Genomic DNA, 22,246 nt, shown 5'->3' on the forward strand with positions numbered 1-22,246 from the left:
TCAGGGTGATATCGCTTGCGCCCGCAACGGGGATGCCGGCCCCCCTCGCGGAAGAGACGCGGCGGACGAAGACGCGGCAGAGAAAGACGTTATGGAACTCGCAAAAGACAGAGTCTCGATCTGCATCCCGACCCGCAACCGCCCGCACATGCTGCGCGAGCTACTGGACACGGTCTTCGCCCAGACCTACGGCAATTACGACATCATCATCACCGACAATTCGGACAATGACGAGACGCGCGACCTCGTCGCCAGCCGCTACCCCGATCCGCGCGTCCGCTATCACAAGAACGAGACCAACCTGGGGATGGACGGCAACGCGCGCCGCGCCTTCAGCTTCATCACCGGCGAGTTCTTCACCTTCACCGCGGACGACGATTTCTGGGACGCCGACAATCTGCGCCGCAAGGTCGAGTTCCTGCGCCGGGTGCCGGAAGTCAACGCCTGCTTCTCCAACGCCCACCACATCCTGATGGACGGGCTCCCGCACCCGCAGCCGTTCCACAGCACGCTGCGGCCGGGGGCAGAGGCGGTAATCGAAGGCTATTACCTGAACCCGGTGTCGCTGCACGTTCCGCCGGCCCCGCCGCTGTTCGTCAACACCCTGACCGGCCTCTACCGCACCGCCCAATTCCTGGCCCCGATGGTGGAATCCTGGGAATGCGGGTCGGAGGAATACGCCCACTGGTATCTCGGCCTCTCGGGCCAGCGGCTGGGCTACCTGTTCGATCCGCTGATCACCATCCGCGACGGCGAGCACAATTGGGAGATCCAGACCGGCAACGGCGCGGTGACCAACTACCGCAAGTCGCCGGAAACCCGCGCCGCCCAGTTGAACCGCATCTACACGACGCTGCACGCCAAGCGCGGGGCGGAGCTGACGAAGATCGACCAGCGGGTGGAACTGGCGATCTTCACCTTCCTGGTCGAACAGATCGGGCAGGGCGCGGTCCAGTATATCGACAGCTTTCCTCTGATCACCGTGGCCGACTTCAACGCCTACATCGAGGAACGCAACCGGCATCAGGCGGCGCAGGCCCAGGCGGCGCAGGCATGAGCGCCGCCACGCCCTCCCCGCTCGTCAGCATCCTAATCCCGGCCTACAACCGCGAGCGGGAGATCGAGGAGACGGTCCGCTCGGCGCTCGCCCAGACGGTGCTGGACATCGAGGTGGTGGTGGTGGACAACGCCAGCACCGACGGCACCTGGGCGATCTGCCAGAGACTGGCGGAGGAGGACGGGCGGCTGCGGCTGTTCCGCAACGACGCCAACATCGGCCCTGTCAACAACTGGCGCCGCTGCGTCGCCGAGGCGCGGGCGCCTGTCGCCAAGATCCTGTTCTCCGACGACCGGCTGGAGCCGACTTATCTGGAGCGCACCCTGCCCCGCCTGCAGGGGCGGGTCGCCTTCGTCTTCACCCCGGCCAAGCTGGTGGACGAGGCCGGCGCGTCGCACGGCACCATCCACCAGTATTTCGTCGACACCTTCCCATCCGACACCTTCGTCTTCGAATACCTGTCGAACTTCGGCGGTCTGCCGGTATCCCCCTGCGCCGCCCTGTTCCGCACCGCCGACCTGCGCGACGGCATCATCAGCGATCTCGGCCCCGGCCCGGGGGGTGATTCAGCCAGTGATTTCGACGCGCACGGCGCCGGCCCCGACTGCCTGATCTACCTGATCGCCGCCAGCCGCTACCCTTATGTCGTCCATGTCGCCGAACCGCTCGTGACCTTCCGCCGCGGCGGCATCACCTCCGACCTGATCGCCAGCGGGCGTTTCTTCGCCTGCTACCATCACGCCCTGATGTGGTTCATGAAGTCGCCGATGGCTCCGTCCCCCGCCCGGCTGGCCGCCGCCGCCCTGTGGCGGCAGGAGGTGCGCAACGCCCGCCGCGTCATCCCCTACGAGGATTACCTGCGGGCCTATGGGGTCGATGTATAGGGTCCGGACCCACAATGAGCCTTTCCCGCAGGGAGTCGTTGTGATTCCACGCCCTGGAAGGGGGCTTTGAAGAGCGCCGGTCAGTTCCGGTTGACGTTGGAGCAGTTTGGGTGGCTTGAACCGCAGCTTCCGCGCGACATCCGAAGCAAACTCCGTGTGGATGATCGCCGTGAGCCACCCGCTATGACCGCTCCGCCACCAACTTCATGGCTGCCGTCCACATCGTGGCAACCGTCGCCTACTGGTTATGAGTCCGGATCATCATACGCACGTTATATAAAACACAAAGAAAAACAACGCAATCATGCCAACTTGCATATCTGGAAAACATTGTCTATGCAAATATTAATTTTGATAAAATTTTTACTTCGACAACTGTTTCAAATAAGACTTCATTGCCAATTCGCGAAATTGGCTTGGGCAATTATGTGGAAGCCACACTCTGTTGAATACAGTTTCCGCCTCTGCACGGAAAGCATCTGGGATCAGACCGAACCATATTCCAATACGTTCATAGACTTCCTTCTTATACGAAGTCCATGTCTGTTGCCCTTCTCCACGACAAAAAGCTGGTGTATCAATGAACACACATTCATCTTTTGCAGAATTTGACAAATGATCCCACAACAACCCGCTGTAAAGATGATGAGTCCCATTCCATCTTTCGGTATTTGAAAGCTCTATATTATTTACATTAAGGATAACGCTTCCGAACGGCATCCTCAAAGAAAAATTTCTGAAAAATAACTTTGGTGTTGCTGCAATATATTCTATTTCTTTTTGAATTCCAACTGAATCCCTGTATTTTTCTATCTGGCTTTCCCCTATGGAATTAACAATCACGATGTTTGCATTCCATTTTTTTGAGAAAACGAATTGCGACTCTTCAATCAGAAAATCATCATCCCCAATAAACCAAGCCCAGCCCACATTTTTGTTCTTAAGAAAATTAATTGCCTCCATAAAAATTCCGTCAATGCCCATATTATGGTGGACACGATAAAGAATAATATTCCTTCCACATTGAGAAAGCGTTTCCTTTGGATCAAAAGAATCTGATCCATTATCAAAAACAATACACTCCGAATCTTTTGGAAGAGACATGACGGCTCTTACCAACAACTTTGGCCTGTTATAGGAAAAAACACAAAATATCATGGGATGACACCAAGCATGATTAGATTTGACGGAACTGGCCAAAACCTGAAGCCATATAGCGGAAGAGAAGGGATCGGCTCCATCTCTCCCACCAGAGTTTGGGCAGAAATTTACTCTTACCCCTGCCCGGCGATCCAGGCCAGCATGTTGGAGACGCCGCGGCGCGCGTCGACCTTCGGCTGCCAGCCCAGCAGGCGGCGGGCCTTGGCTATGTCGGCGACGAAGATGCGCTGGTCGCTGATGCGCGGCGGCAGCCGCTCGAACCGCATCTCCACCCCGTGCAGTTCCTCCAGCAGGCGGAACAGCTCCAGCAGGGACAGGCTGTTGGCCATGCCGCCGCCGATGTTGAACACTTGGCCCGCCACCGCGTCGGCCCGCTCCACCGCACTGAAATAGAGGGTCTTCATGTCCTCGGCATGGAGCACGTCGCGGACCTGCTTGCCGGTGCCGCTGATGGTGAAGGGAGTCTTTAGCTCCCCACGCCCGGCCTGGACCGCCAGCCCGCAGAACCAGCCGACCCAGCCCTGGTCGGCGGTGGCGAACTGCCGGCCGCCATACATCGAGGAATGGCGGAACACCACGGTGCGCAGCCCGAACACCCGGTGATGGTCCAGCATCATCTGGTCGGCCGAACCCTTGGAGGTGCCGTAGGGCGAATGGAAGTCGAGCGGAGCCGTCTCGTCGAAGCCGTCGGGGAAGGCCGGAGCGACGTAGCGGGTCTCCGTCTCCTCGTAGGGCGTCCATTCCAGGTCGCCGTAAACCTTGTTGGTCGAGCTGTAGAGCACCAGGGCTTCCGGGGCCGAGCGGCGCACCGCGTCCAGCAGGTTGAAGCTGCCGAGCGCGTTGATCTCGAAATCCAGCCGCGGATCGGCCAGCGAGGTGGTCATCGCCACCTGCCCCGCCAGGTGGAAGACCACGTCCGGCCGCAGCTCCGCCACCGCACGCTGCACGTCGTTGGGATTGCGGATGTCGCCATGGCGGAACTCGAACGCGCCCTGGGCGCGCAGCCAGTCCAGGTTCAGCGTGCTGCCACGGCGGGACAGGTTGTCGAAGACGCAGAGCTGCTCGCCACGCTCCAGAACGGCGGCGGCGAGGTTGCTGCCGAGGAAGCCGCAGCCTCCGGTGATCAGGTAGCGCACGGAGGAGCTCCGGGGTTGTCGGGTGGATCGAGAAAGGCCAGGGTTTGCCGCATCCCCTCGTCCAGCGGGGTCGAGGCCCGCCAGCCGAGCCGTGCGGCGGCTTTGCCGGCATCGGCGACGATGCTCATCACTTCGTCGGTGCGGTAGGGCAAGGCCCCCCAGACCAGGGCCTCGCCGCCATGGCCGACGGCGGATGCCGCGGCCTCGCCCAGGGCGCGGATGGTGATCGGCGCGCCGGAGCCGAGATTGACGATCTCGCCGGCCGGGAAGTCAGCCAGCTCAGCCAGCCGCCGGCAGGCGTCGGCCACGTCGCCGACATGGACATAGTCGCGCAACTGGCCGCCGGCGGTCAGTTCGGTGCGTCGTCCGTCGCGGCAGGCACGCAGGATCATCGGCACGAACTTGGTGTCGTTCTCCAATGGCCCATACATGCCGAAGGGACGCACCACGGCGAGCGCCAGCCCGTGCGATGCGGCGGTGCCGAGCGCCGCCAGGGTCGCCGCCGCCTTGGTGATGCCGTAGAGGCTGCGCGGGGCCGGCGGCGCGTCCTCGGCGATCGGGCGGTCGGAGGGACCGTATTCGTAGCAGGTGCCGACATGGACGAAGCGCCCCACCCCGGCCTGCGCCGCGGCACGCACGAGATGCAGCGTGCCCTCCAGGTTCGTCCGCGCAGAGGCGGCCACGTCCTGGAACCGGTAGTCGACACCATAGGCGGCGCAATGCACGACGAGGTCGGGGCGCGCGCCGGCCACCGCCGCGGCGATCTCCGATCCCTGCGCAGTCAGGTCGAGCCGCACCGGCTCTGCGGCCACGCCCAGCCGGTCGAGCCGCCAGAGCGCGCTGCCCTCCCGGCCGGCCGCCAACACCGTCCAGCCGGCACGGGCGAAACGGTGAGCGGCATGGGCGCCGAGGAAGCCGCCGGCGCCGGTGACCAGGACGCGCATCAGCGCGCCCGGACGAAGCGGTGGATGGTGTCGAGCATGTAGGCGATGTGGGCAGGGGTCAGGCCCGGATAGACGCCGATCCACAGGGTGCGTGCGGTAACGACGTCGCTGTTGGTCAGCTCGCCGACGACGCGGTGCGGCCGGCCCTTCATATAGGGCTGGCGCAGCAGGTTGCCGCCGAACAGCTGGCGCGTGCCGATGCGGGCGCGGGTCAGCTCGCGGGTCAGCTCGTCGCGGGTGAAAGGGGCGTCGGCGGCCACGGTCAGCGGGAAGCCGAACCAGGACGGGTCGCTGTTCGGCGTCGCTTCCGGCAGGATCAGGACGTCGGCCAGATCGGCCAGCCCGGCCTTGAGCGCATCGAAATTCGCCTTGCGCGCCGCGATGAAGCCCTCCAGCCGCTCCATTTGGCCAAGCCCGACGGCGGCCTGCATGTCGGTGATCTTCAGATTGTAGCCGAGATGGGAGTAGATATACTTATGGTCGTATCCGTGCGGCAGGTCGCCGAGCTGCCAGTTGAAGCGCTGCTTGCAGGTGTTGTCCTGGCCCGGCTGGCACCAGCAGTCTCGGCCCCAGTCGCGGAAGGATTCCAGCGAGCGCTTCAGCTTGGCGTTGCTGGTGAAGACCGCTCCGCCCTCGCCCATCGTGATGTGATGGGCCGGGTAGAAACTGAGGGTGCCGATGTCGCCGAAGCTGCCGACCAGCTTGCCGTCATAGCGGGCGCCCAGGGCGTCGCAGCAATCCTCGACCACCCACAGCCCATGCTTTTCCGCCACGCGGGTGACGGCAGCAAGGTCGAAGGGGTTGCCCAGCGTGTGGGCCAGCATGATGCCGCGGGTGCGCGGGGTCACTGCCTCTTCCAAGAGGCGCATGTCCATGTTGTAGGTCGGGATGTCGACGTCCAGGAAGACCGGGACCATCCCGTTCTGCAGGATCGGGTTCACCGTGGTCGGGAAGCCGGTGGCGCAGGTGATGATCTCGTCGCCCGGCTGCAGCGCGCGGTCGCCCAGCAGCGGCGAGGTCAGCGAGGTCAGCGCCAGCAGGTTGGCCGACGAACCGGAATTGACCGTCAGCACGTTGCGGGCACCGAGGAACTCGGCCAACCGCTTTTCGAAGGCGTCATTGAAGCGGCCGGTGGTCAGCCAGAAATCGAGCGCCGAGTCCACCAGCAGCGCCATCTCCTCGCCACCATAGACCTTGCCGCTGACCGGAACCGGCGAGCGTTCCGGGTCGAAGGGCCGGTCGGCGTGGGCGACCTCCGCATATTCGGCCACCAGATCCAGGATCCGGCGGCGCAGGTCTTCCCGGCGATCCGCGGAACCGGCCGGCAAGGAAGGGGCCGGCGAGGAGGAGGAGGAGGTCATGACGGTCTCACGGAAACGGTGATGCGGGGAAGCGGAAGGCCGACGGCGCCTCAGGCAACCGGGCGGGCCTCGTTATACGCAAGAAGCTGGGCCGACATAAGGCCGGCGATGTCCTGGCCCCGGCCATAGGCGCGATACCAGTCGACGGTGCGGGCCAGCGTCTCCGCCAGATCCCAGCGCGGCGCCCAGCCCAGCGTCTGCCGGGCCTTGGCGCAGTCGAGCGCCAGGAAGCGGTTCTCGTGCGGGCCGGCCGGGCCGCTGTTGTCCACCCAGGCGGCGCCGTTGCCCCACAGGGAAACCAGCCGGTCGGCGATCCAGTGGACCGGGCGGGCGCTGCCCTCGGCCGGTCCGAAGTTCCAGCCTTCGGCGTGGCCGGCCGGGTCGTTCCAGGCGGCCTCCGCCAGCATCAGATAGCCGTGCAGCGGGTCCAGCACGTGCTGCCACGGCCGGGTGGAGTGCCGGTTGCGCACCACCGCGGGGCGCCCGTCCAGGAAGGCGCGGATCAGGTCGGGAACCAACCGATCCTCCGCCCAGTCGCCGCCGCCGACGACGTTGCCGGCCCGCCCCGACACCACCGCCGCGGCCCCGGTGCCGGGCTGGAAGAAGGACTGCCGGAAGGCGGCAGTGATCAGTTCGGCGCAGCCCTTGCTGTTGCTGTAGGGGTCGCGGCCGCCCATCGGCTCGTTCTCGCGATAGCCCCAGACCCACTCGCGGTTCTCGTAGCACTTGTCGCTGGTGACGTTGACCACGACGCGCACACTGTCGACCCGGCGCACCGCGTCGAGCAGATGGACCGTGCCCATGACGTTGGTGGCATAGGTTTCCACCGGGTCGCGGTAGGAGCGCAACACCAGCGGCTGCGCCGCCATATGGATGACGATGTCGGGACGGGCGGCGGACAGCGCCGCCTCCAGCCGCTCTCGGTCGCGGATGTCGGCGATCTCGCTGTGGGCCATGCGGTCGCGCAGGGCCACGGTCTCGAACAGGCTGGGGCTGGTCGGCGGCTCCAGCGCGTAGCCGGTCACCCGGGCGCCCATGCTGCTGAGCCAGAAGGTCAGCCAGCTTCCCTTGAAGCCGGTGTGGCCGGTCAGGAAAACCGACTTGCCGGACCAGAACGACGCGTGCGCGGCCATCGGCGGATCACCAGCTCTTCCAGGGCGGGTTGCCGGCGATCCACAGATCCTCCAGCAGGCGCTTGTCGCGGATGGTGTCCATGCACTGCCAGAAGCCATCATGCTTCCAGGCATGCAGTTCGCCGGCCTCGACCAGACCGCGCAACGGCTCCTGCTCCCACATGGTGTCGTCGCCGTCGATGTAACGACCGACCGTCGGCGACAGTACGAAGAAGCCGCCGTTGATGCGGGCACCGTCGCCGGGCAGTTTTTCCTGGAAGGCGGCGATGCGATCGCCCTCCAGTTCGACCACGCCGTAGCGGCCGGGCGGATGCACCACGGTCATGGTGGCGGCGTGGCCATGCGCCTTGTGGAAGGCGACCGAAGCCGAGATGTCGACGTTGCCGACACCGTCACCGTAGGTCAGGCAGAAAGCCTCCTCGTCCTCAAGATAGGGCAGGACCCGCTTGATGCGGCCGCCGGTCAGGGTGTTCTCCCCGGTTTCGATCAGCGTGATGCGCCAGGGTTCGGCCAGACGGCGATGAACCTCGACCGTATTCGTTCGAAGATCGATGGTCACATCGGAATTATGGAGGGAATAGCTGGAGAAATATTCCTTGATCGCATAGCCCTTGTAGCCAAGACAGATCACGAAATCGTTGATGCCATGTGACGAATATATTTTCATGATGTGCCAGAGGATCGGCTTGCCGCCGATTTCGACCATCGGTTTAGGCCGCAGATCGGTTTCTTCGGAAAGCCGCGTCCCGAGACCACCCGCAAGTATGACAGCCTTCATTTTCTGCAGCTCTTCCAAAGCAAAATCCGCGCGCGGCACAGTACTAATCCGTTTGTGAAAGATTGGTCAACCGCACCCCCGCCGCCACGGCGTAACAGAAACGGGACCAAACGGCGCAGCACCCGGTCCATCATCCCCGGCCGCCTCCCCCGATCCCCAGCCATTTCGCCATGGCACCCGGCCGGCCGAGACGCTAAACCTAGCCCCGTCGCCACCTTCGGCAGTCCCCCGGGAGAGCACCCCCATGTGCGGTTTCGCCGGCTTCGCCGGACCCGGCGGCGAGCGCGACCTCGCCGCCATGATGGACGTCATCCGCCACCGCGGGCCGGACGACGACGGCACCTACGCCGACCAGGGCCACGCCGACCGCAACGGCCCGTTGCCGGTACATCTCGGCTTCCGCCGGCTGGCCATCATCGACATCGACGGCGGCCATCAGCCGATGGCGACGGCCGAGGGCGATCTGGTCATCGTCTACAACGGCGAGGTCTACAACGCGCCCGAGCTGCGCCGCGCGCTGGAGCAGGCCGGCCACCGCTTCGTCACCGACCACTCCGACACCGAGGTGCTGCTGCACGGCTACCGCGAATGGGGCGTGGAGATGGTGGAGCGGCTGAACGGCATGTTCGCCTTCTGCCTGTATGACCGCCGCCGGCAACGGCTGGTGCTGGGACGCGACCGTTTCGGCAAGAAGCCGTTGTTCTACGCCGAAACGGCCGGCGGACTGGTCTTCGCCTCGGAAGCCACCGCGGTGCTGGCCCACCCGGACGTCCCTGCCGGCCTCGACCGCCAGGCGCTGATCAAGTATTTCGCCTACGGCTTCATCCCCGCCCCGCTCAGCGCCCACGCCGCGGTGCGCAAGCTGCCGGGCGGCTGCACCATGGTCTACGACCTGACGAGCCGCCGGCTGTCGGTCAGCCGCTATTGGGAATACCGCATGGTGGTCGACGACCAGCCACCGGGCGGTCCCGACGAATGGGCCGAGGAACTGCGCGAACTGCTGGACCGCGCGGTCGAACGCCGGATGCTGAGCGACGTGCCGGTCGGCTTCTTCCTGTCGGGCGGCATCGACAGCGCCGCCATCGTGGCCCTCGCCGCCCGGCACCGCGATCCCGCCTCGATGAAGACCTTCACCATCGGCTTCGACGAGCCGAGCTTCGATGAATCCGGCTATGCCGCGGATGCGGCGCGCCACTACGGCACCGACCATGCCTGCCGCACGCTGAACCTCGACACCGCCGCCGGCCTGCTGCCCGGCCTGCTCGGCCGGCTGGACGACCCGATCGCCGACGCCTCGCTGCTACCGACCCACCTGCTGTCACGCTTCGCCCGCGAACAGGTGACGGTGGCGCTGACCGGCGATGGCGGCGATGAGCTGTTCGCCGGCTACGACACCTTCGATGCGCTGAGGACGGCGCGGCTCTACCATCACACGGTGCCCGGCCCGCTGCACCGGCTGGCGGAGGCGGTGGCCCACCGGTTGCCGCGGTCGGACCGCAACATGAGCTTCGACTTCAAGCTGCGCCGGGCGCTACGCGGGCTGGGCCACCGGCCGCCGCACTGGATGCCGTCCTGGCTGGGTCCGGCCTCGGTGGAGGAGGTGTCGCGACTGTTCGGCGTCAGCCTGACCGCCGACGACCTCTACGACGAGGCCGAGGCTCTGTGGTCGTCGGGCGCCAGCCGCCACGACGTCGACCGCTCCATCGAGTTCTACGGCCGCTTCTATCTGGGAGAGAATTTGCTGATCAAGGCCGACCGCGCCAGCATGTTCTGCTCGCTGGAGACCCGCTCGCCCTTCCTCGACCGCGACCTCGTCGCCTTCGTCAGCCGCCTGCCGGCCTCCTCGAAGCTCCATAAAGGCACGCGCAAGTGGATCCTGCGCAAGGCGATGGCCCCCCTGCTGCCGCCAGAGATCCTGGCCCGGCCCAAGAAGGGCTTCGGCATACCCTTGAGCCGCTGGCTGCGCCATCTGCCCCAGCCGTCGCTGGACACCGCGGCGCGCCTGGGGGTGGACGGCGCCTGGCTGGCGGCACGCTGGGACGAGCACCGCAGCGGACAGGCCGACCACCGCGGCCTGCTGTGGGCCTGGACCGCGCTCGCCACCGCGCTGGACCGTCCCGCGACCATTCCGACACCGATGGAAAGTGCCGCATGATTTCCGACATTTCCGGCGACATCTCCGGCCGTTTCACCCTGGACACGGCCACACGCGAGGCCGGCCACGGCTCGGCGCTTGCCCGCATCCTGCTGAAGCTGCTGCTGGGGGTGGGGGCGCTGATCGTCGCCTATCAGTGCGCCATGAACATGCACGCCAGCAGCGGCCTGCCCTATTGGGACGACTGGGGCTATTTCTTCGGCACGGCGCAGGGGGTGCAGCAGCCGCTGACCCTGCATTCGATCTTCGCCAAGGACAGCGACCATGTGGCGCCGTTCTTCAAGCTGCTGACCCACGGGTTGTGGCACGCCATCGGCGTCGATTTCATCGCCTTCCGCCTGCTGGGCTGGCTGGCCTTCGCGGCGATGCTGGCGTCCTACGCCGTGGTGCTGCTGCGCGATTGCGTGCGGCCGGGCTGGGCGGCAGTGCCGGTGGCTGCGGCCGGGCTGTTCCTGACCGGCACGCTGAACAACGAGTATTTCTATTTCCAGCACATGGGGTTGGCGCAGCCGATCTTCTTCACCTGCCTGTTCCTGTTCCTGCACAGCATCGCCCGCGGCCGGGCGGCCCTGGCGACGCTGTTCCTGCTGGCCTTCGGCTCCACCGGGGTGTTCGGCGCCAGCTATGCGCTGGGGGCGGCCGGGGTCGGGACGGTGCTTGCCCTGCGCCAGGGCGGATCGTGGCAGGAGCGGCTGGGCGACCGCCGCACCGTGGTCGCGGTCGGCGGCGGGCTGCTGCTGACCGCGGCGATGCTGTGGATGACCTTCGGCGGCTCCTACGCCAACCACACCGGCCAGCCGCTGGTCGGCCCCTGGCGGCCGGAGTTCTGGGGCTTCCTGTTCAGCGCCTTCGCCACCGCCACCGGCCTGCCGGTGGAAACGGTGGGGGCGCCGCTGTCGCTGGCGGTGGGCATCGCGGCCTTCGTCCTCTGCCTGATCCCGGCGGCCGTCCTGCCCTTCGGCCGGGCGGGGGTGGAGCGCCGGCACGCCGTCTTCTGCATCGCGTCGCTGATCGCCGGGGCGGTGATCGTCACCATGACCACCGCCTTCGGCCGGGCCGGCCTGTGCGGCGACGGCATCGCCGCCGCGATGCGCTGCGGCCTGACCCCGCGCTATGCCTACCCGGTCCTGCTGGTTTTCCCGGCGGCGGTCGCCGGCTGGACCCTGCTGGCCGGCCGTCGGACAGCGGTTCCCATCGGGCTGGCGCTGGTTGCCCTGCTCGCCCTCGGCCATGGGGTGGGCGGCGGTGTCCTGCGGCATTGGAGCGTGGCCGGTTTCAACCGGATGGTGGCCGGGCGCGACGCCATGGCGCAGCGCTGCATCGCCACCCACCTCCAGGCCATCCGGACGCCCGCCGGGCTGGACTGGACCCGCCCGCTGGTCTGCCTGTCCAGTTCGCCACGGAACATCGCCCCCTTCCTGCACGCCGCCTATGACCTGAAGGCCGACTTCCTGGCGCCGATCCTGGCCGACATGGCCAATCACTCGGAACGCGCGATCCTTCAGACGCTGCTGCAGGACGGGCGGCTCGACGGATCCGGGTTCAACCAGTCCGGTCTGCGGCTGGACATGCCGCTGGGCTCCCCCAAGGGGAACAGCGAGGTGAACGGCTCGCTCGACCGGATCCTGCAGATCCCCAACGGGCCGTTGGCTCTGGCCGGCTGGGCCGCCGATACCGCCGTGGCGGCGCCGGCCAGCTTCGTGCTGGCGGTCATCGGCGACCGGGTCGTCGCGACCGGTTCCACCGGCGGCGCCCGCAGCGACGTCGCCGCCGCCTTCCACGACGAGCGCCTCGCCGACAGCGGCTTCACCCTGCCTTTGCCGGCCGAGGCGGCCGGCCAGCGGATCCGGCTGTTCGCCATGGCGCATTCCGGCGCGCTGAAGGAACTGACGCCGCCCGGCGGGGTGGTGGCGGCACCGCCGGCACCATGACGCAAAACAGCCCCGGCACCGAGGAGGATGCCGGGGCTGTCTTCTTTTGGAGAGACGTCCGATCAGCCGCGCGGCGGTGGCTCGTCGAAATTCAGCATGGTCTTGATCGAATAGTGGCTCTTGCCCTGGCTCTCGAAATAGATGCGGACCAGCAGTTCGGCCAGCAGCCCCATCAGGATGCACATCACGCCGGTGACCAGCCCCATCGTCACCAACAACGGCAGCGGCGTCATGATAAAGGAGATGCCGTCGACCAGCTTGAGGTAGACCGCATAGAGCCCGCCCAGGAAGGCCAACCCCATGAACATCAGGCCGGCGAAGCCGAAGATGTAGATCGGCTTGGTCTCGTACTGGGTCAGGAACTTCACGACGACGAGGTCGAGCACGACCTTCAGCACCCGCTCCAGCCCGTATTTCGACTGGCCGTGGCGGCGCGGATGATGGCGCACCGGAATCTCGGTCAGCTTAGCTCCCTGCCAGCGGGCGTAGATCGGCACGAAGCGGTGCATCTCGCCATAGAGCCGGTAGCCCTGCAGCATCTGGCGCCGGTAGGCCTTCAGCGTGCAGCCATAGTCGTTCAGCTTCACGCCGGAGATGGTGGAGATCAGCTTGTTGGCCATCTTGCTGGGCAGCGTGCGCAGCAGGAAGCCGTCCTGGCGGTCGGCGCGCCAGCCCGACACCACGTCGTAGCCCTCGTCCAGCTTGTCCAGCAGCCCACCGATGTCCTGCGGGTCGTTCTGCAGGTCGCCGTCCATCGGCACGATGACGTCGCCGCGGGCGTGGTCGATGCCGGCCATCATCGCCGCGGTCTGGCCGACGTTGCGGCGGAAGTTGATGACGCGGATGCGGGGATCGGAGGCGACGCGCTGCAACTCCGCCTCGGTCCCGTCGGTGGAGCCGTCGTTGACGAAAATGACCTCGAAGCTGCGCCCCAGTCCGTCGAGCGCCGGGATCAGCCGGCCGCACAGCGGCGCGATGTTGTCCTCCTCGTTGTAGACCGGGATCAGGACCGAGACGGAAACCGTCCCGGTGTCCGTGGTGGCGGATCCGGGGGAGAACAGGAGGGTCATCGAGCAGGTCCGAGGGTGCGGGTCATGTGGGGTGAAACGCCCGGCCATGGTATGGCCGGTGGCTCCGGCGAGCGCAACGGATAATTGGTTTACGGGACGGGGATGGCGACCGCCCTCAGGCCGGGCGGCGTTCGCGCAGGATCGTCAGGTCGACGACGGCGCCCAGCAGCGCCACCAGCACCTGGAAGGCCAGGATGCCGAAGCCCAGCGCCAGCGACTGGGCGTGCGGCACGCCGACCAGTTCCAGGAGACCGATCAGCGACGCCTCCCGCAGGCCGATGCCGGCGACGGTGACCGGCATCAGCACGATCACCGACATCAGCCCAATCACCGCGCACCAAACGGAAAAGGGCTGATCGATGCCGACCGCCAGCCCGAGCGCCTGGCTTCCGGCGACAGCGCAGACCTGTACCGCGATCCCGCCGGCGACTGACAGCGCCGCCCGCCCCGGCCGCCGCGCCTGGGCGTGCCAGGCGTCGAGGAAACGGCGCAGCGGTCCCAGCAGCCACGCCTCGCGCTTCGGTCCGGCACGGAAGCCCAGCACGGTCAGCAGCGCGGCGCGCGCCGGTGTCCAGGCCAGCAGCCCGGCCGCAGCGACCAGCCCGGCCAGCACCAGCCCGACCGCCAGCAGCAGCCCGTCGCCGAAGCGCGCCGACTGTACCGCCAGCCCACCGCCAGTCAGCAGCAGCAGCCCGCCGATCCCCGTCATCTTGTCGAAGGCGACGGCCGAAACGATGCGCCCGCCGTCGGCCTCGCCCTGCCCTTCGCCCCGCCCCTCGTCGCGGCTGAGGCGGTAGGCCTTCACCGCCTCCCCAGCCAGTTGGCCCGGCAGCACCAGCGCGTAGAGCTGCGCCACCAGCGTGTAGGCGAGCAGCCGCCCCGCCCGCTGTTCCGGCAGCAGCACCCGCAGCTTCAGGGCGTTCAGCGCGTGCATCAGGAAGAACAGCAAGGCGGCAAGCGCCATAAGTCCGGGCGAAGCCACCGCCAGCACCCGCCCGACCTCCGCCACATCGACCCGCCACAGCAGCAGGGCGACCAGCAGCACACTGACCACGGCTTTCAGGCGATGACCCACTCTAATGATACTTTTTCATGAGATCATGAAGTGGTACGAGGAAATAATGTCCTCACGACCCCGGCCGGCGGGCCAGCACGTAGATGTAGTCGCCGTTGGACCAGGAGTTCAGGCGAAACAGGTGGAACAGCGCTTCGGCGATCAGGCGGCGGCCGGGACCGTACTGCCCCTCGGTGCCCTGGCCGCTGGCGGCGCCCAGCACGTTGCGGTAGAGCGGCGAGAAGAAGGGGAAGCCCCACTCCACCACCCGCTCGATCTCCAGCCCGACCGACCTGATCTTGGCCTGCAGCTCGCCGCGGGCATAGTTGCGGTGGTGGCCGACCGTGCGTTCGAAGTCGCGCATCCGCCCCTGCAGGGTGGAAACCAGCAGATAGCGGTCGGTCATGGCGGCGAGGTTGCGCAGAGCCGTCACGTCGTCCTCGATATGCTCGACCACGTCGGTGCAGACCACCAGATCGTAACGGCGGTCGAGATGGCCGGCGGTGACGTCGAGCAGCGCGAACTCCGCCTGCGGCGCCCGACGGCGGGCGACGTCGATCGCCTTGGCGGCGAAATCGACGCCGGCGTAGCGCGCCTGCGGCTTCAGCGGCATCAGCGTGGCGAGCAGCGAACCCTGGCCGCAGCCAACATCAAGCAGGCTGTCATAGTCCAGCCCGCTCACCATCTCGGTGACGATGCGGCGCAGGTGGCGGCCGGTCGGGCCGAACTTGCGCATGTCGTTCCAGCGGTTCTCCCAGCTGTCGTCGTAATCGACGCCGCCGGGATGGTCCGCGGCGGCCGCGGGGTGATGGGCGGTCTTGACGGCGTCGTCGCTCATGCGGGCCTCCGGCGCAGGATGAATTCGTTGCAGCCCGTCGGCACGCGCGGCGGACGGACCTCCAGCAGGTCGAAGCCCTGCGCGTCCATCCGCGCCCGTACCTCGTCCACGCTGGCATATTCGTAGGGGTAGCCGCCGAGCCAGTCGGTCACGTCGACCCAGAACTCCATGCCGCGTTCCTTGCGCAACGGGTTGGAGCCGGTGACGGCCCAGGTCGCCAGGAACATAAGCGAGCCCAGGATCCAGTCCCAGAGCTTCCGGACGATGCCCGGCGACAAATTGTAGACGACCTTGATCAGGGTCCACAGCGGCGAGGTCCAGTGCCGGTTGTAGAGCGCCAGCACGAAGGTGCCGCCCGGCTCCACCAACTGTCCCACCGTCTCGATCGCCGGCCACATCGCCCCGGTGTGGTGCAGCGAGCCCCAGGCATAGACCACCTCGAACCGGCCGAGCGAGCCGACGAACCCGGCATCCAGCGCCGAGCCGCGGCGGAACTCGATGCGGTCGGCCCCCTCGGGACCAAGCTCCGGCGCGAAGCGGCCGAGGTTGCGGCGCGCCACCTCCACGCCTGTCGGGTTGACATCGAAGCCGAGGCCCCGGGCAATGCCCAGCTTGCCCGCGGCGATGGTGAACAGGCCGGAACCGGAGCCGACGTCGCAGAACCGCGCGCCCTTCAGCCGGTCGGTGCCGACCAGCCCGGCGAGGCTGTCGACGGCGGCGGCCAGCCGCGGCTCGTCCAGCACGGTGCGCGAATAATGGTCCCAGTTCTCGCCGAAGTCGAAGGCCAGGGCGGGGTTGCTTCCCGTCTGCCCATCCGCCGCCTTTGCCGGTTCCACCACGCTGCCCAATCCCTTGCTGTCCGACCCGATCCGCCGCGCCGCCATACGCTCCCGAAAGCCGCCGGATGTCAACAACCCGAACGTTCGCAAGGGTGCCTCAAGAAGCGGCGAGCGCAAGGTCACGGTAGGAGCTTGCGACCGCGCGCCAGGAGAAATGCTCCACCACCCGGCGTCGTCCGCCCTCGCCAAGCCGGCGGCACAAGGGCGCATCGCCGGCCAGCCGGGCGATGGCGGAGGCGAGCGCCGGCACGTCGTCGGGCTCCAGCATCAGGCCGGTCTCCCCGTCCACCACCAGATCGCGGTTGCCGGCGATGCGGGTCGCCACCACGGGCAGGCCGGCGGCCATAGCCTCCAGCACCACATTCGGCATGCCCTCGTCGCGCGACGGGAAGACGAAGGCGTCGGCCGACCGGTAGGCGGCGGGAAGCTCGTCGCGCCCCAGCCAGCCGAGGAACCGGATGCACTCCGACAGGCAGAGCCGTTGCGCCTGCGCCTCCAGCTCCGGCCGGGCCGGGCCGTCGCCGACGATGCGCAGCGTCACGCCCGCCAGCAGGGCGGGCGGCAAGGATGCCAATGCGTCGAACAGCACGTCCAGCCCCTTCTGCCGCACCACCCGGCCGACGAACAGCAGGGAGAGGCCGCCAGCCGCGTCGGCCGCTGCGGTGGCAGGCGTGAAGCGCCGGGCGTCGACGCCGTTGGGAATGATGGCGACCGGCTGATCCGGCGCGAAGCGACGCGCCAGATCGGCAAGCCCCCCGCTGTTCGCGACCACGGCCGACGCCCGGCGCCACAACCAGCCGATCACCGGCCCGGCCAGCCGGTGATAGAGCGAGATGCCGTCATACTGGAAGCCCGGCACGTCGCCGCCGCGCAGACTGACGACATAGGGCACGCCGAACAGCGCCTTGACCGTCCAGGCCGCCGGTCCGCAGGGCAGGCCGAAATAGGCGATGGTGGCATGCGCGCGCCAGCGGGCGGCGATCCATGGCACCATCACCAGCGAACTGGCGAGGAAAGCCAGCATTTCCACCACCGAACTGCGGTCGCGGCGACGGCGCAGGGTGGGGATGCGGCGGATCTCCACCCCGTCGGCCCGGCGCTCGACCCGCGGCAGCCCGGCGAAGGCGGAGGTCACCACCACCACCTCCACCCCCAGCGCCACCAGCTCGCGCGCGGTGTTGTCGGTGGCGTTGGCAGCCCCGCCGCCCAGCGGCGGAAACTCGTAATTGATCAGCAGAAGCCGCGTCATGCCACCCGCTCTTGCCCCTTTTCGACGAGCGCCATTGATGCGGGGGCCGGCCCGCCGATGCAAGCCCCGGCCGCAGCGCCTATCAGCCCACCGGCGCCCGCAGCCGGCCGGCGAGGGTGGCGGCGAGTCCGGCGGCGACGCGGGCGACGACGCTGTCCCAGTCGCCCGGTGCAGGCTGCACGAACAGGCGCAGGCTCGGATACCAGGGGCTGTCCTCCCGCCCGTCGAGCCACCGCCAGCAGCCGTTGAAGCGCGACAGGACCCAGACCGGCTTGCCCAGCGCCCCGGCCAGATGGGCCACCGCAGTGTCCACCGTGATGACCAGGTCGAGCCCGTCGATCAGGGCGGCGGTGTCGGCAAAGTCGCGCAGCGCCATGGACGGGTCGTGCAGGACCATGCCGGCCGGCGGATCGGCGGCCTGGGCCGCTGCCGCCCCTTTCTGGAGGCTGATGAAGCGGATGCCTCCCGCGGCACCGGATGCGGCATCGGATCCAGGCATGCCCAGCGGCGCCAGCCGGGCAAGGGGCAGGCTGCGCACGGCATCCATCGCGTGGGCGTCGGGGTCATGCGGCCGGGGATCGCCGGCCCAGACCAGACCGACCGTCAGGCATGCCGCCGGCAGGGCGCCCAGCCAATCCCGCCACGCCGCAGCACGTGCCTGATCGGCGGCAAGTCGCATGATCGCCGGAATGCTGTCCAGCCTGGTGCCGAACAGCCGCGGCAGATCCATGATGGCGGCATGGCAGTCGACCGGCGGTGGCCCTGGCGGCGCCCCTTGCGCCACCACCGCCTCGACCCCGTCCATCCCGCGCAGCAGCGCCACCAGCCCCCGCTGCACCTCCAGCACCACGCGCCCGCCGCGCGCGGCGACCAGCGGGGCGTAGCGCACGCATTGCAGGGTATCGCCGTTCCCCTCGACCGCATGCAGCAGGATGCGCCGCCCCTCCAGCGGCTCGCCGTTCCAAGCCGGAACGCCGGGGAAGCGCTCCGCCCCCGCCTGCGCCCACAAGGTCCAGCCGCCGGGCAGGTCGCCCAGCCGCAGCCGGGTGAGCGCGCGGTTCAGCCGCACCCGGCCATCGCCGGGGTCGAGCCGCAAGGCGCGCTCGTAACCGGACAGCGCTTCGCCATGCCGGCCGAGCGTGGCAAGGGCGACCGCCAGATTGTAATGGTGCCCCGCCCCGCCGGGCTGGAGCGCCGCCGCCCGGTGCTGCAGCGTCACCGCCACTGCCGGCCGTCCGGCGGCCTGGGCCAGCATGCCGCGGTTGCCGAACGCCTCCGCCAGGTCCGGCGCCAGGAGATGGGCGCGGCGGAACAGGATCTCGGCCCCGTCGCCGTCGCCACGCCCCAGCCGCGCACTGCCAAGCGCGAAGACATGGATGGCGTCCGCCGGGCTCAGCGCGCCGGCCCGGACGAAGCTGCACTCCGCCCCGGCCGGATCGCCTGCGGCCAGCCGCAGCCCCCCCAGCTCGTGCCACAGCGCAGCACGGTCGGGCAGCGCCGCGGCCACCCCGGCCAGCAGCGCGATGGCGGCGGCAGGGTCGCCGGCGCGCCACCGCTCCCCGGCCTGCACCATCAGGTCGTGCAGCAGGCGGTCCAGGTTGCGGGCCGGCGGCCCCAGCCCCGGACAGGCGTCCAGCAGCGCCCGGTACAGCCGCGCCGCCTCGGCCAGCCGGCCGGCCATGTGATGCCCGACCGCCTGGCCGAACAGCTCGGAAGGGGAGAGGGCCATGGGAGGGTCCGTCGCGAGGTCAGCCGTCGGGCATTCCTAGCGCACCGGCCTGGAGTTTGACGATGGCCTGTTTGACGATAGCCTGTTTGACGATGGCCCTCTTGGCGATGACAACCCGTGCCGCTCCTTGGCAGCGTCCGGCAATCTCTGCTACTGATCCGGCCGTTCCTTCCCTGCCGGTCACCACACCCTCCACCCGGATCCTTGCCAGGGATCCTTCATGCCGGGGCGCCGCGGACCTCATGACCATCGAGCAAGCCTTTACGACGGCGGTCCAGTTCCAGCAAAGCGGCCGCGCCGACGAGGCCTGCCGGCTGTATGAACGGATCATCGCCCAGGATCGGACCTTCGCCCCGGCCATCAACAATCTGGGGCTGCTGTACGCCGACCGGGGCCGGACCGCCGAGGCGGCGGCCCTGTTCCGGCGGGCGCTGATGCTGACGCCGGCGGCGCTCAACAGCTGGAACAACCTGGGTTCGCTGCTGTACCGGCTCGGCCGCCGGGGTGAGGCGGCGACGGCCTACCGCGCCTCGGCGCGGCTCAAGCCCGACCAGCCGGCCGTCCTCAACGAGCTGGGCATCCTGCTGGAAGGGTTGCAGCGCCTGGACGAGGCGGAGGAAGTCTTCGGCCGCGCCGTCGCCCTGGTCCCGGACGAGGCGGAATATGCCAACAACCACGGTGCCCTGCTGCGCATGGCCCACCGGCTGGACGAGGCGGCGGTGCGGTTTCGCCGTGCCATCGCGCTGAACCCGCAGCACAGCGGGGCCTACAGCAATCTTGGCTCGACGGTGAAGGACCGGGGCGCCTTCTGGGAAGCGCTGCTGGCCTTCCGACGCGCCCGCACCCTGGACCCGGCCTTCGCCGGCGCCCATTGGAACGAGTCCCTGGTCCGCCTGCTGATCGGCGACTTCGTCGAGGGATGGCGGCGCTACGAATGGCGCTGGAAGCACGGCCGCCTGCCCTCGCCGCAACGCAGTTTCGTGCAGCCGCGCTGGGACGGGTCGGCGCTGCAGGGCCGCCGCCTGCTGGTCTATTGGGAGCAGGGCTTCGGCGACGTGCTGCAATTCGTGCGCTACCTGCCGCTGCTGGCACGCGAAGCGGGGGAGCAAGGCCGCATCTTTCTCGAATGCCAGCACACCCTGGCCCCGGTGCTGCGCAGCCTGCCCGGCGTGACCGTGGTGGAAACCGGCGGGCCGCTACCCGATTTCGACGTGCAGATCCCGGTGATGAGCCTGCCGCTGCTGTTCGGCACCCGGCTGGAGACGGTGCCGTCGCGCGTGCCGTACCTGTCGGCGGAGCCGGCGCTGGTGGCGCGCTGGGCGGAGCGGTTGCGGGCGGCGGCAGGAGGCCTGAAGGTCGGCATCGTCTGGGCCGGATCGCCCACCCACGGCAACGACAGGAACCGCTCCATCGGGCTCGCCCCCTTCGCACGGCTCGCCGCCATCCCCGGCGTCACCCTGGTCTCCATCCAGAAGGGACCGACCGAGGGGCTCGCCGCCGACCCGCCCGGCGGCTTCCCAATCCTCAACCTCTCCCCCGACATCCGCGACTTCGCCGACACCGCCGCCATCATGGCAGGCCTCGACCTCGTGATCTGCGTCGATACCTCCGTCGCCCATCTCGCCGGCGCGCTCGGCGTCCCCGTCTGGGTCTTCATCCCCTTCGCCCCGGACTGGCGCTGGATGCTCGACCGTGAGGACAGCCCCTGGTACCCTACCATGCGCCTGTTCCGACAGTCCGCCCCGGGCCGCTGGGACGACGCCATCGACCGCATCGAAGACGCGCTGCGCCACCGAGCATCCGACCACCGCGCCGACGAGGGAGCGGCTCAGGACATGCCGGTTCAGGGGGTGGAGGCGTAAGGGCCGTCGCGGTGGACCATCACCAAATCCACCTGCCAGAGCCGGTCGCTGTCGGGCCGGTACAGGGCATCGACGATGTCCCAGACCTGGAAGCCGAATGGCGCCATCGCGTTGATGATGGGGGCCAAGCGCGGGGTCGCGTCGCCCACCGTCGCCTCGATCACGAAAACGGTGTCCGGCGTCATCAGCGTCGCCGCGCCGGCAAGCACCTCGAGCTCCAACCCGTCGACATCGATCTTCACCAACAAGGGGCCGGCGCAGCCGCGTTCGGCGCACAGGACATCGAGTTGGACGGCCGGCACGGTCCGCAGTGTGTCCCCCGACCCTGGCTGGTGGCCGGCCAGGACGACGGAAGCATAGAGCCGGTTGTCGGATACCGCCAGCGACACCGTCCCGCCCTGGTTTGCAATGGCGGCGATGAGGTATTCGGCACTGGGCAGTTGCGCGCACAGCCGTTGCAGCGCCGGCTCGTTCTCCTCCACCGGCTCGATCATCACATGGTGGGCATCGGGGAACACCTCGTAGAGCGGCGGGGTGCCGGTCTGCGCGCCGACGTCGATCACGGTGGCCGGCCGGAAGCCCCGGCCGCGCAGCAGGGCCAGGGTCTTGTGCTTGCTCTGGCGGGTCATCGCCCGTTGCGAGCGGATCAGGCCCAGCAGGGTCGCCGCCATCGGGTTCCCCGGGCTGAGCCGCAGGATCTCGCGATAGAAGGCCTCGGCCCGCTCCAGGTCACCGGCGAGATGGATGTCGAAGGCGATCTTCAGCCCGTCGGCGATGCTCATGACCCGGCGCTCCCGCCACGGCTTGCGGTCCGGACCGCATGCCGGCCGATGATTGACGTCGAAACCATCGCCTCCGACGATAAAAGTGCCGCGTCGGACGAACCGACGCGGCACAGTTTCGGCTGGAACCCTTTCCCGGGTCCATACAAACAGTTGATGGTATTCTCGCGGTTGTTCAAGCGCGTTCTTCAAGAACGGCTGCGTTTCCGCTTTTGGCAGCCATGCGTCTTCCAAAGGGCGGAAATTCCTCGGTCTTCGTCTCTTTTCCACGGCCCTGCGCCAC

The 22,246-nt window shown here is 68.0% G+C and carries 18 protein-coding genes and 1 pseudogene; 6 read left to right on the forward strand and 13 right to left on the reverse strand.

Annotation, left to right across the window (positions count from 1 at the left end):
- Nucleotides 1-91: 91 nt before the first annotated feature.
- From ABMY26_RS36120 to ABMY26_RS36130, 3 genes and pseudogenes are all read left to right on the forward strand, one after another.
- Nucleotides 92-1,057: a glycosyltransferase family 2 protein gene (locus tag ABMY26_RS36120; RefSeq protein WP_372400559.1), complete on the forward strand. Its 966-nt coding sequence runs from the start codon at nt 92-94 to the stop codon at nt 1,055-1,057.
- Nucleotides 1,054-1,941, forward strand: coding sequence for a glycosyltransferase family 2 protein (locus tag ABMY26_RS36125; RefSeq protein WP_372400560.1), 888 nt, complete (start codon nt 1,054-1,056; stop codon nt 1,939-1,941). Before ABMY26_RS36120 ends, ABMY26_RS36125 begins: the two co-directional genes overlap by 4 nt.
- Nucleotides 1,942-2,114: 173 nt before the next feature.
- Nucleotides 2,115-2,192, forward strand: a pseudogene (locus ABMY26_RS36130) (IS5/IS1182 family transposase); the annotation flags it as partial.
- 112 nt (nt 2,193-2,304) lie between these two features.
- On the opposite strand, the gene ABMY26_RS36135 reads toward ABMY26_RS36130, so the two are convergent.
- The 6 genes from ABMY26_RS36135 to rfbF form a co-directional block, all read right to left on the reverse strand.
- Nucleotides 2,305-3,045 carry a hypothetical protein gene (locus tag ABMY26_RS36135; protein ID WP_372400561.1) on the reverse strand — a complete coding sequence of 247 codons (741 nt, stop codon included), beginning with the start codon at nt 3,043-3,045 and terminating at the stop codon, nt 2,305-2,307.
- Between the two features lie 170 nt (nt 3,046-3,215).
- Complete coding sequence (locus ABMY26_RS36140) at nt 3,216-4,238, reverse strand: GDP-mannose 4,6-dehydratase (protein WP_372400562.1); 1,023 nt, start codon at nt 4,236-4,238, stop codon at nt 3,216-3,218.
- Nucleotides 4,226-5,182, reverse strand: coding sequence for an NAD-dependent epimerase/dehydratase family protein (locus ABMY26_RS36145; RefSeq protein WP_372400563.1), 957 nt, complete (start codon nt 5,180-5,182; stop codon nt 4,226-4,228). Before ABMY26_RS36145 ends, ABMY26_RS36140 begins: the two co-directional genes overlap by 13 nt.
- Nucleotides 5,182-6,543 (reverse strand): lipopolysaccharide biosynthesis protein RfbH, encoded by a 1,362-nt coding sequence (gene rfbH, locus ABMY26_RS36150; RefSeq protein WP_372400564.1) that lies wholly within the window; start codon nt 6,541-6,543, stop codon nt 5,182-5,184. Before rfbH ends, ABMY26_RS36145 begins: the two co-directional genes overlap by 1 nt.
- 50 nt (nt 6,544-6,593) lie before the next feature.
- Nucleotides 6,594-7,676: a CDP-glucose 4,6-dehydratase gene (rfbG, locus tag ABMY26_RS36155; RefSeq protein WP_372400565.1), complete on the reverse strand. Its 1,083-nt coding sequence runs from the start codon at nt 7,674-7,676 to the stop codon at nt 6,594-6,596.
- 7 nt (nt 7,677-7,683) lie between these two features.
- Nucleotides 7,684-8,454 carry a glucose-1-phosphate cytidylyltransferase gene (gene rfbF, locus ABMY26_RS36160; RefSeq protein WP_372400731.1) on the reverse strand — a complete coding sequence of 257 codons (771 nt, stop codon included), beginning with the start codon at nt 8,452-8,454 and terminating at the stop codon, nt 7,684-7,686.
- Nucleotides 8,455-8,698: 244 nt separating this feature from the next.
- On the opposite strand from rfbF, the gene asnB reads away from it, so the two are divergent.
- On the forward strand, nt 8,699-10,609 hold the full coding sequence (gene asnB / locus ABMY26_RS36165) for an asparagine synthase (glutamine-hydrolyzing) (protein ID WP_372400566.1): 1,911 nt from the start codon (nt 8,699-8,701) through the stop codon (nt 10,607-10,609).
- Nucleotides 10,606-12,540: a hypothetical protein gene (locus ABMY26_RS36170; protein WP_372400567.1), complete on the forward strand. Its 1,935-nt coding sequence runs from the start codon at nt 10,606-10,608 to the stop codon at nt 12,538-12,540. The genes asnB and ABMY26_RS36170 overlap by 4 nt, the downstream gene beginning before the upstream one ends.
- A gap of 62 nt (nt 12,541-12,602) precedes the next feature.
- On the opposite strand, the gene ABMY26_RS36175 is transcribed toward ABMY26_RS36170, so the two are convergent.
- From ABMY26_RS36175 to ABMY26_RS36200, 6 genes are all read right to left on the reverse strand, one after another.
- Complete coding sequence (locus ABMY26_RS36175; protein WP_372400568.1) at nt 12,603-13,610, reverse strand: glycosyltransferase family 2 protein; 1,008 nt, start codon at nt 13,608-13,610, stop codon at nt 12,603-12,605.
- A 115-nt stretch (nt 13,611-13,725) separates the two neighbouring features.
- The gene (locus ABMY26_RS36180; protein ID WP_372400569.1) at nt 13,726-14,685 is read right to left on the reverse strand and encodes a lysylphosphatidylglycerol synthase transmembrane domain-containing protein; all 960 of its coding nucleotides are present in this window, start codon (nt 14,683-14,685) and stop codon (nt 13,726-13,728) included.
- 52 nt (nt 14,686-14,737) lie between these two features.
- The gene (locus tag ABMY26_RS36185; protein WP_372400570.1) at nt 14,738-15,502 is read right to left on the reverse strand and encodes a trans-aconitate 2-methyltransferase; all 765 of its coding nucleotides are present in this window, start codon (nt 15,500-15,502) and stop codon (nt 14,738-14,740) included.
- Nucleotides 15,499-16,386, reverse strand: coding sequence for a class I SAM-dependent methyltransferase (locus tag ABMY26_RS36190; protein WP_372400571.1), 888 nt, complete (start codon nt 16,384-16,386; stop codon nt 15,499-15,501). The genes ABMY26_RS36185 and ABMY26_RS36190 overlap by 4 nt, the downstream gene beginning before the upstream one ends.
- A 52-nt stretch (nt 16,387-16,438) precedes the next feature.
- A complete protein-coding gene (locus ABMY26_RS36195) occupies nt 16,439-17,590 on the reverse strand; it encodes a glycosyltransferase family 4 protein (protein ID WP_372400572.1) in 1,152 nt (383 codons plus the stop codon).
- 82 nt (nt 17,591-17,672) lie between these two features.
- Nucleotides 17,673-19,319 (reverse strand): tetratricopeptide repeat protein, encoded by a 1,647-nt coding sequence (locus ABMY26_RS36200; protein WP_372400574.1) that lies wholly within the window; start codon nt 19,317-19,319, stop codon nt 17,673-17,675.
- Nucleotides 19,320-19,561: 242 nt separating this feature from the next.
- Here ABMY26_RS36200 and ABMY26_RS36205 point away from each other — a divergent pair, with 242 nt between their 5' ends.
- A complete protein-coding gene (locus ABMY26_RS36205) occupies nt 19,562-21,181 on the forward strand; it encodes a tetratricopeptide repeat protein (RefSeq protein ID WP_372400575.1) in 1,620 nt (539 codons plus the stop codon).
- Here the strand turns inward: ABMY26_RS36205 and ABMY26_RS36210 are convergent.
- The gene (locus ABMY26_RS36210; protein WP_372400576.1) at nt 21,163-21,963 is read right to left on the reverse strand and encodes an FkbM family methyltransferase; all 801 of its coding nucleotides are present in this window, start codon (nt 21,961-21,963) and stop codon (nt 21,163-21,165) included. The two genes, ABMY26_RS36205 and ABMY26_RS36210, sit on opposite strands and share 19 nt — an antisense overlap.
- Nucleotides 21,964-22,246: the final 283 nt, after the last annotated feature.

The organism is Azospirillum sp. HJ39, assembly GCF_041507355.1.
GTDB lineage: Bacteria > Pseudomonadota > Alphaproteobacteria > Azospirillales > Azospirillaceae > Azospirillum > Azospirillum thiophilum.

Bases quoted from the DNA above. Each gene is read 5' to 3' on its own strand.
- asnB (WP_372400566.1), top strand. From the start codon at position 8,699: ATGTGCGGTTTCGCCGGCTTCGCCGGACCCGGCGGCGAGCGCGACCTC.
- ABMY26_RS36120 (WP_372400559.1), top strand. From the start codon at position 92: ATGGAACTCGCAAAAGACAGAGTCTCGATCTGCATCCCGACCCGCAAC.
- ABMY26_RS36145 (WP_372400563.1), bottom strand. From the start codon at position 5,182: ATGCGCGTCCTGGTCACCGGCGCCGGCGGCTTCCTCGGCGCCCATGCC.
- rfbF (WP_372400731.1), bottom strand. From the start codon at position 8,454: ATGAAGGCTGTCATACTTGCGGGTGGTCTCGGGACGCGGCTTTCCGAA.
- ABMY26_RS36195 (WP_372400572.1), bottom strand. From the start codon at position 17,590: ATGACGCGGCTTCTGCTGATCAATTACGAGTTTCCGCCGCTGGGCGGC.
- ABMY26_RS36185 (WP_372400570.1), bottom strand. From the start codon at position 15,502: ATGAGCGACGACGCCGTCAAGACCGCCCATCACCCCGCGGCCGCCGCG.
- rfbH (WP_372400564.1), bottom strand. From the start codon at position 6,543: ATGACCTCCTCCTCCTCCTCGCCGGCCCCTTCCTTGCCGGCCGGTTCC.
- ABMY26_RS36175 (WP_372400568.1), bottom strand. From the start codon at position 13,610: ATGACCCTCCTGTTCTCCCCCGGATCCGCCACCACGGACACCGGGACG.
- ABMY26_RS36205 (WP_372400575.1), top strand. From the start codon at position 19,562: ATGACCATCGAGCAAGCCTTTACGACGGCGGTCCAGTTCCAGCAAAGC.
- ABMY26_RS36210 (WP_372400576.1), bottom strand. From the start codon at position 21,963: ATGAGCATCGCCGACGGGCTGAAGATCGCCTTCGACATCCATCTCGCC.
- ABMY26_RS36125 (WP_372400560.1), top strand. From the start codon at position 1,054: ATGAGCGCCGCCACGCCCTCCCCGCTCGTCAGCATCCTAATCCCGGCC.
- ABMY26_RS36200 (WP_372400574.1), bottom strand. From the start codon at position 19,319: ATGGCCCTCTCCCCTTCCGAGCTGTTCGGCCAGGCGGTCGGGCATCAC.
- ABMY26_RS36170 (WP_372400567.1), top strand. From the start codon at position 10,606: ATGATTTCCGACATTTCCGGCGACATCTCCGGCCGTTTCACCCTGGAC.
- rfbG (WP_372400565.1), bottom strand. From the start codon at position 7,676: ATGGCCGCGCACGCGTCGTTCTGGTCCGGCAAGTCGGTTTTCCTGACC.
- ABMY26_RS36135 (WP_372400561.1), bottom strand. From the start codon at position 3,045: ATGTCTCTTCCAAAAGATTCGGAGTGTATTGTTTTTGATAATGGATCA.
- ABMY26_RS36190 (WP_372400571.1), bottom strand. From the start codon at position 16,386: ATGGCGGCGCGGCGGATCGGGTCGGACAGCAAGGGATTGGGCAGCGTG.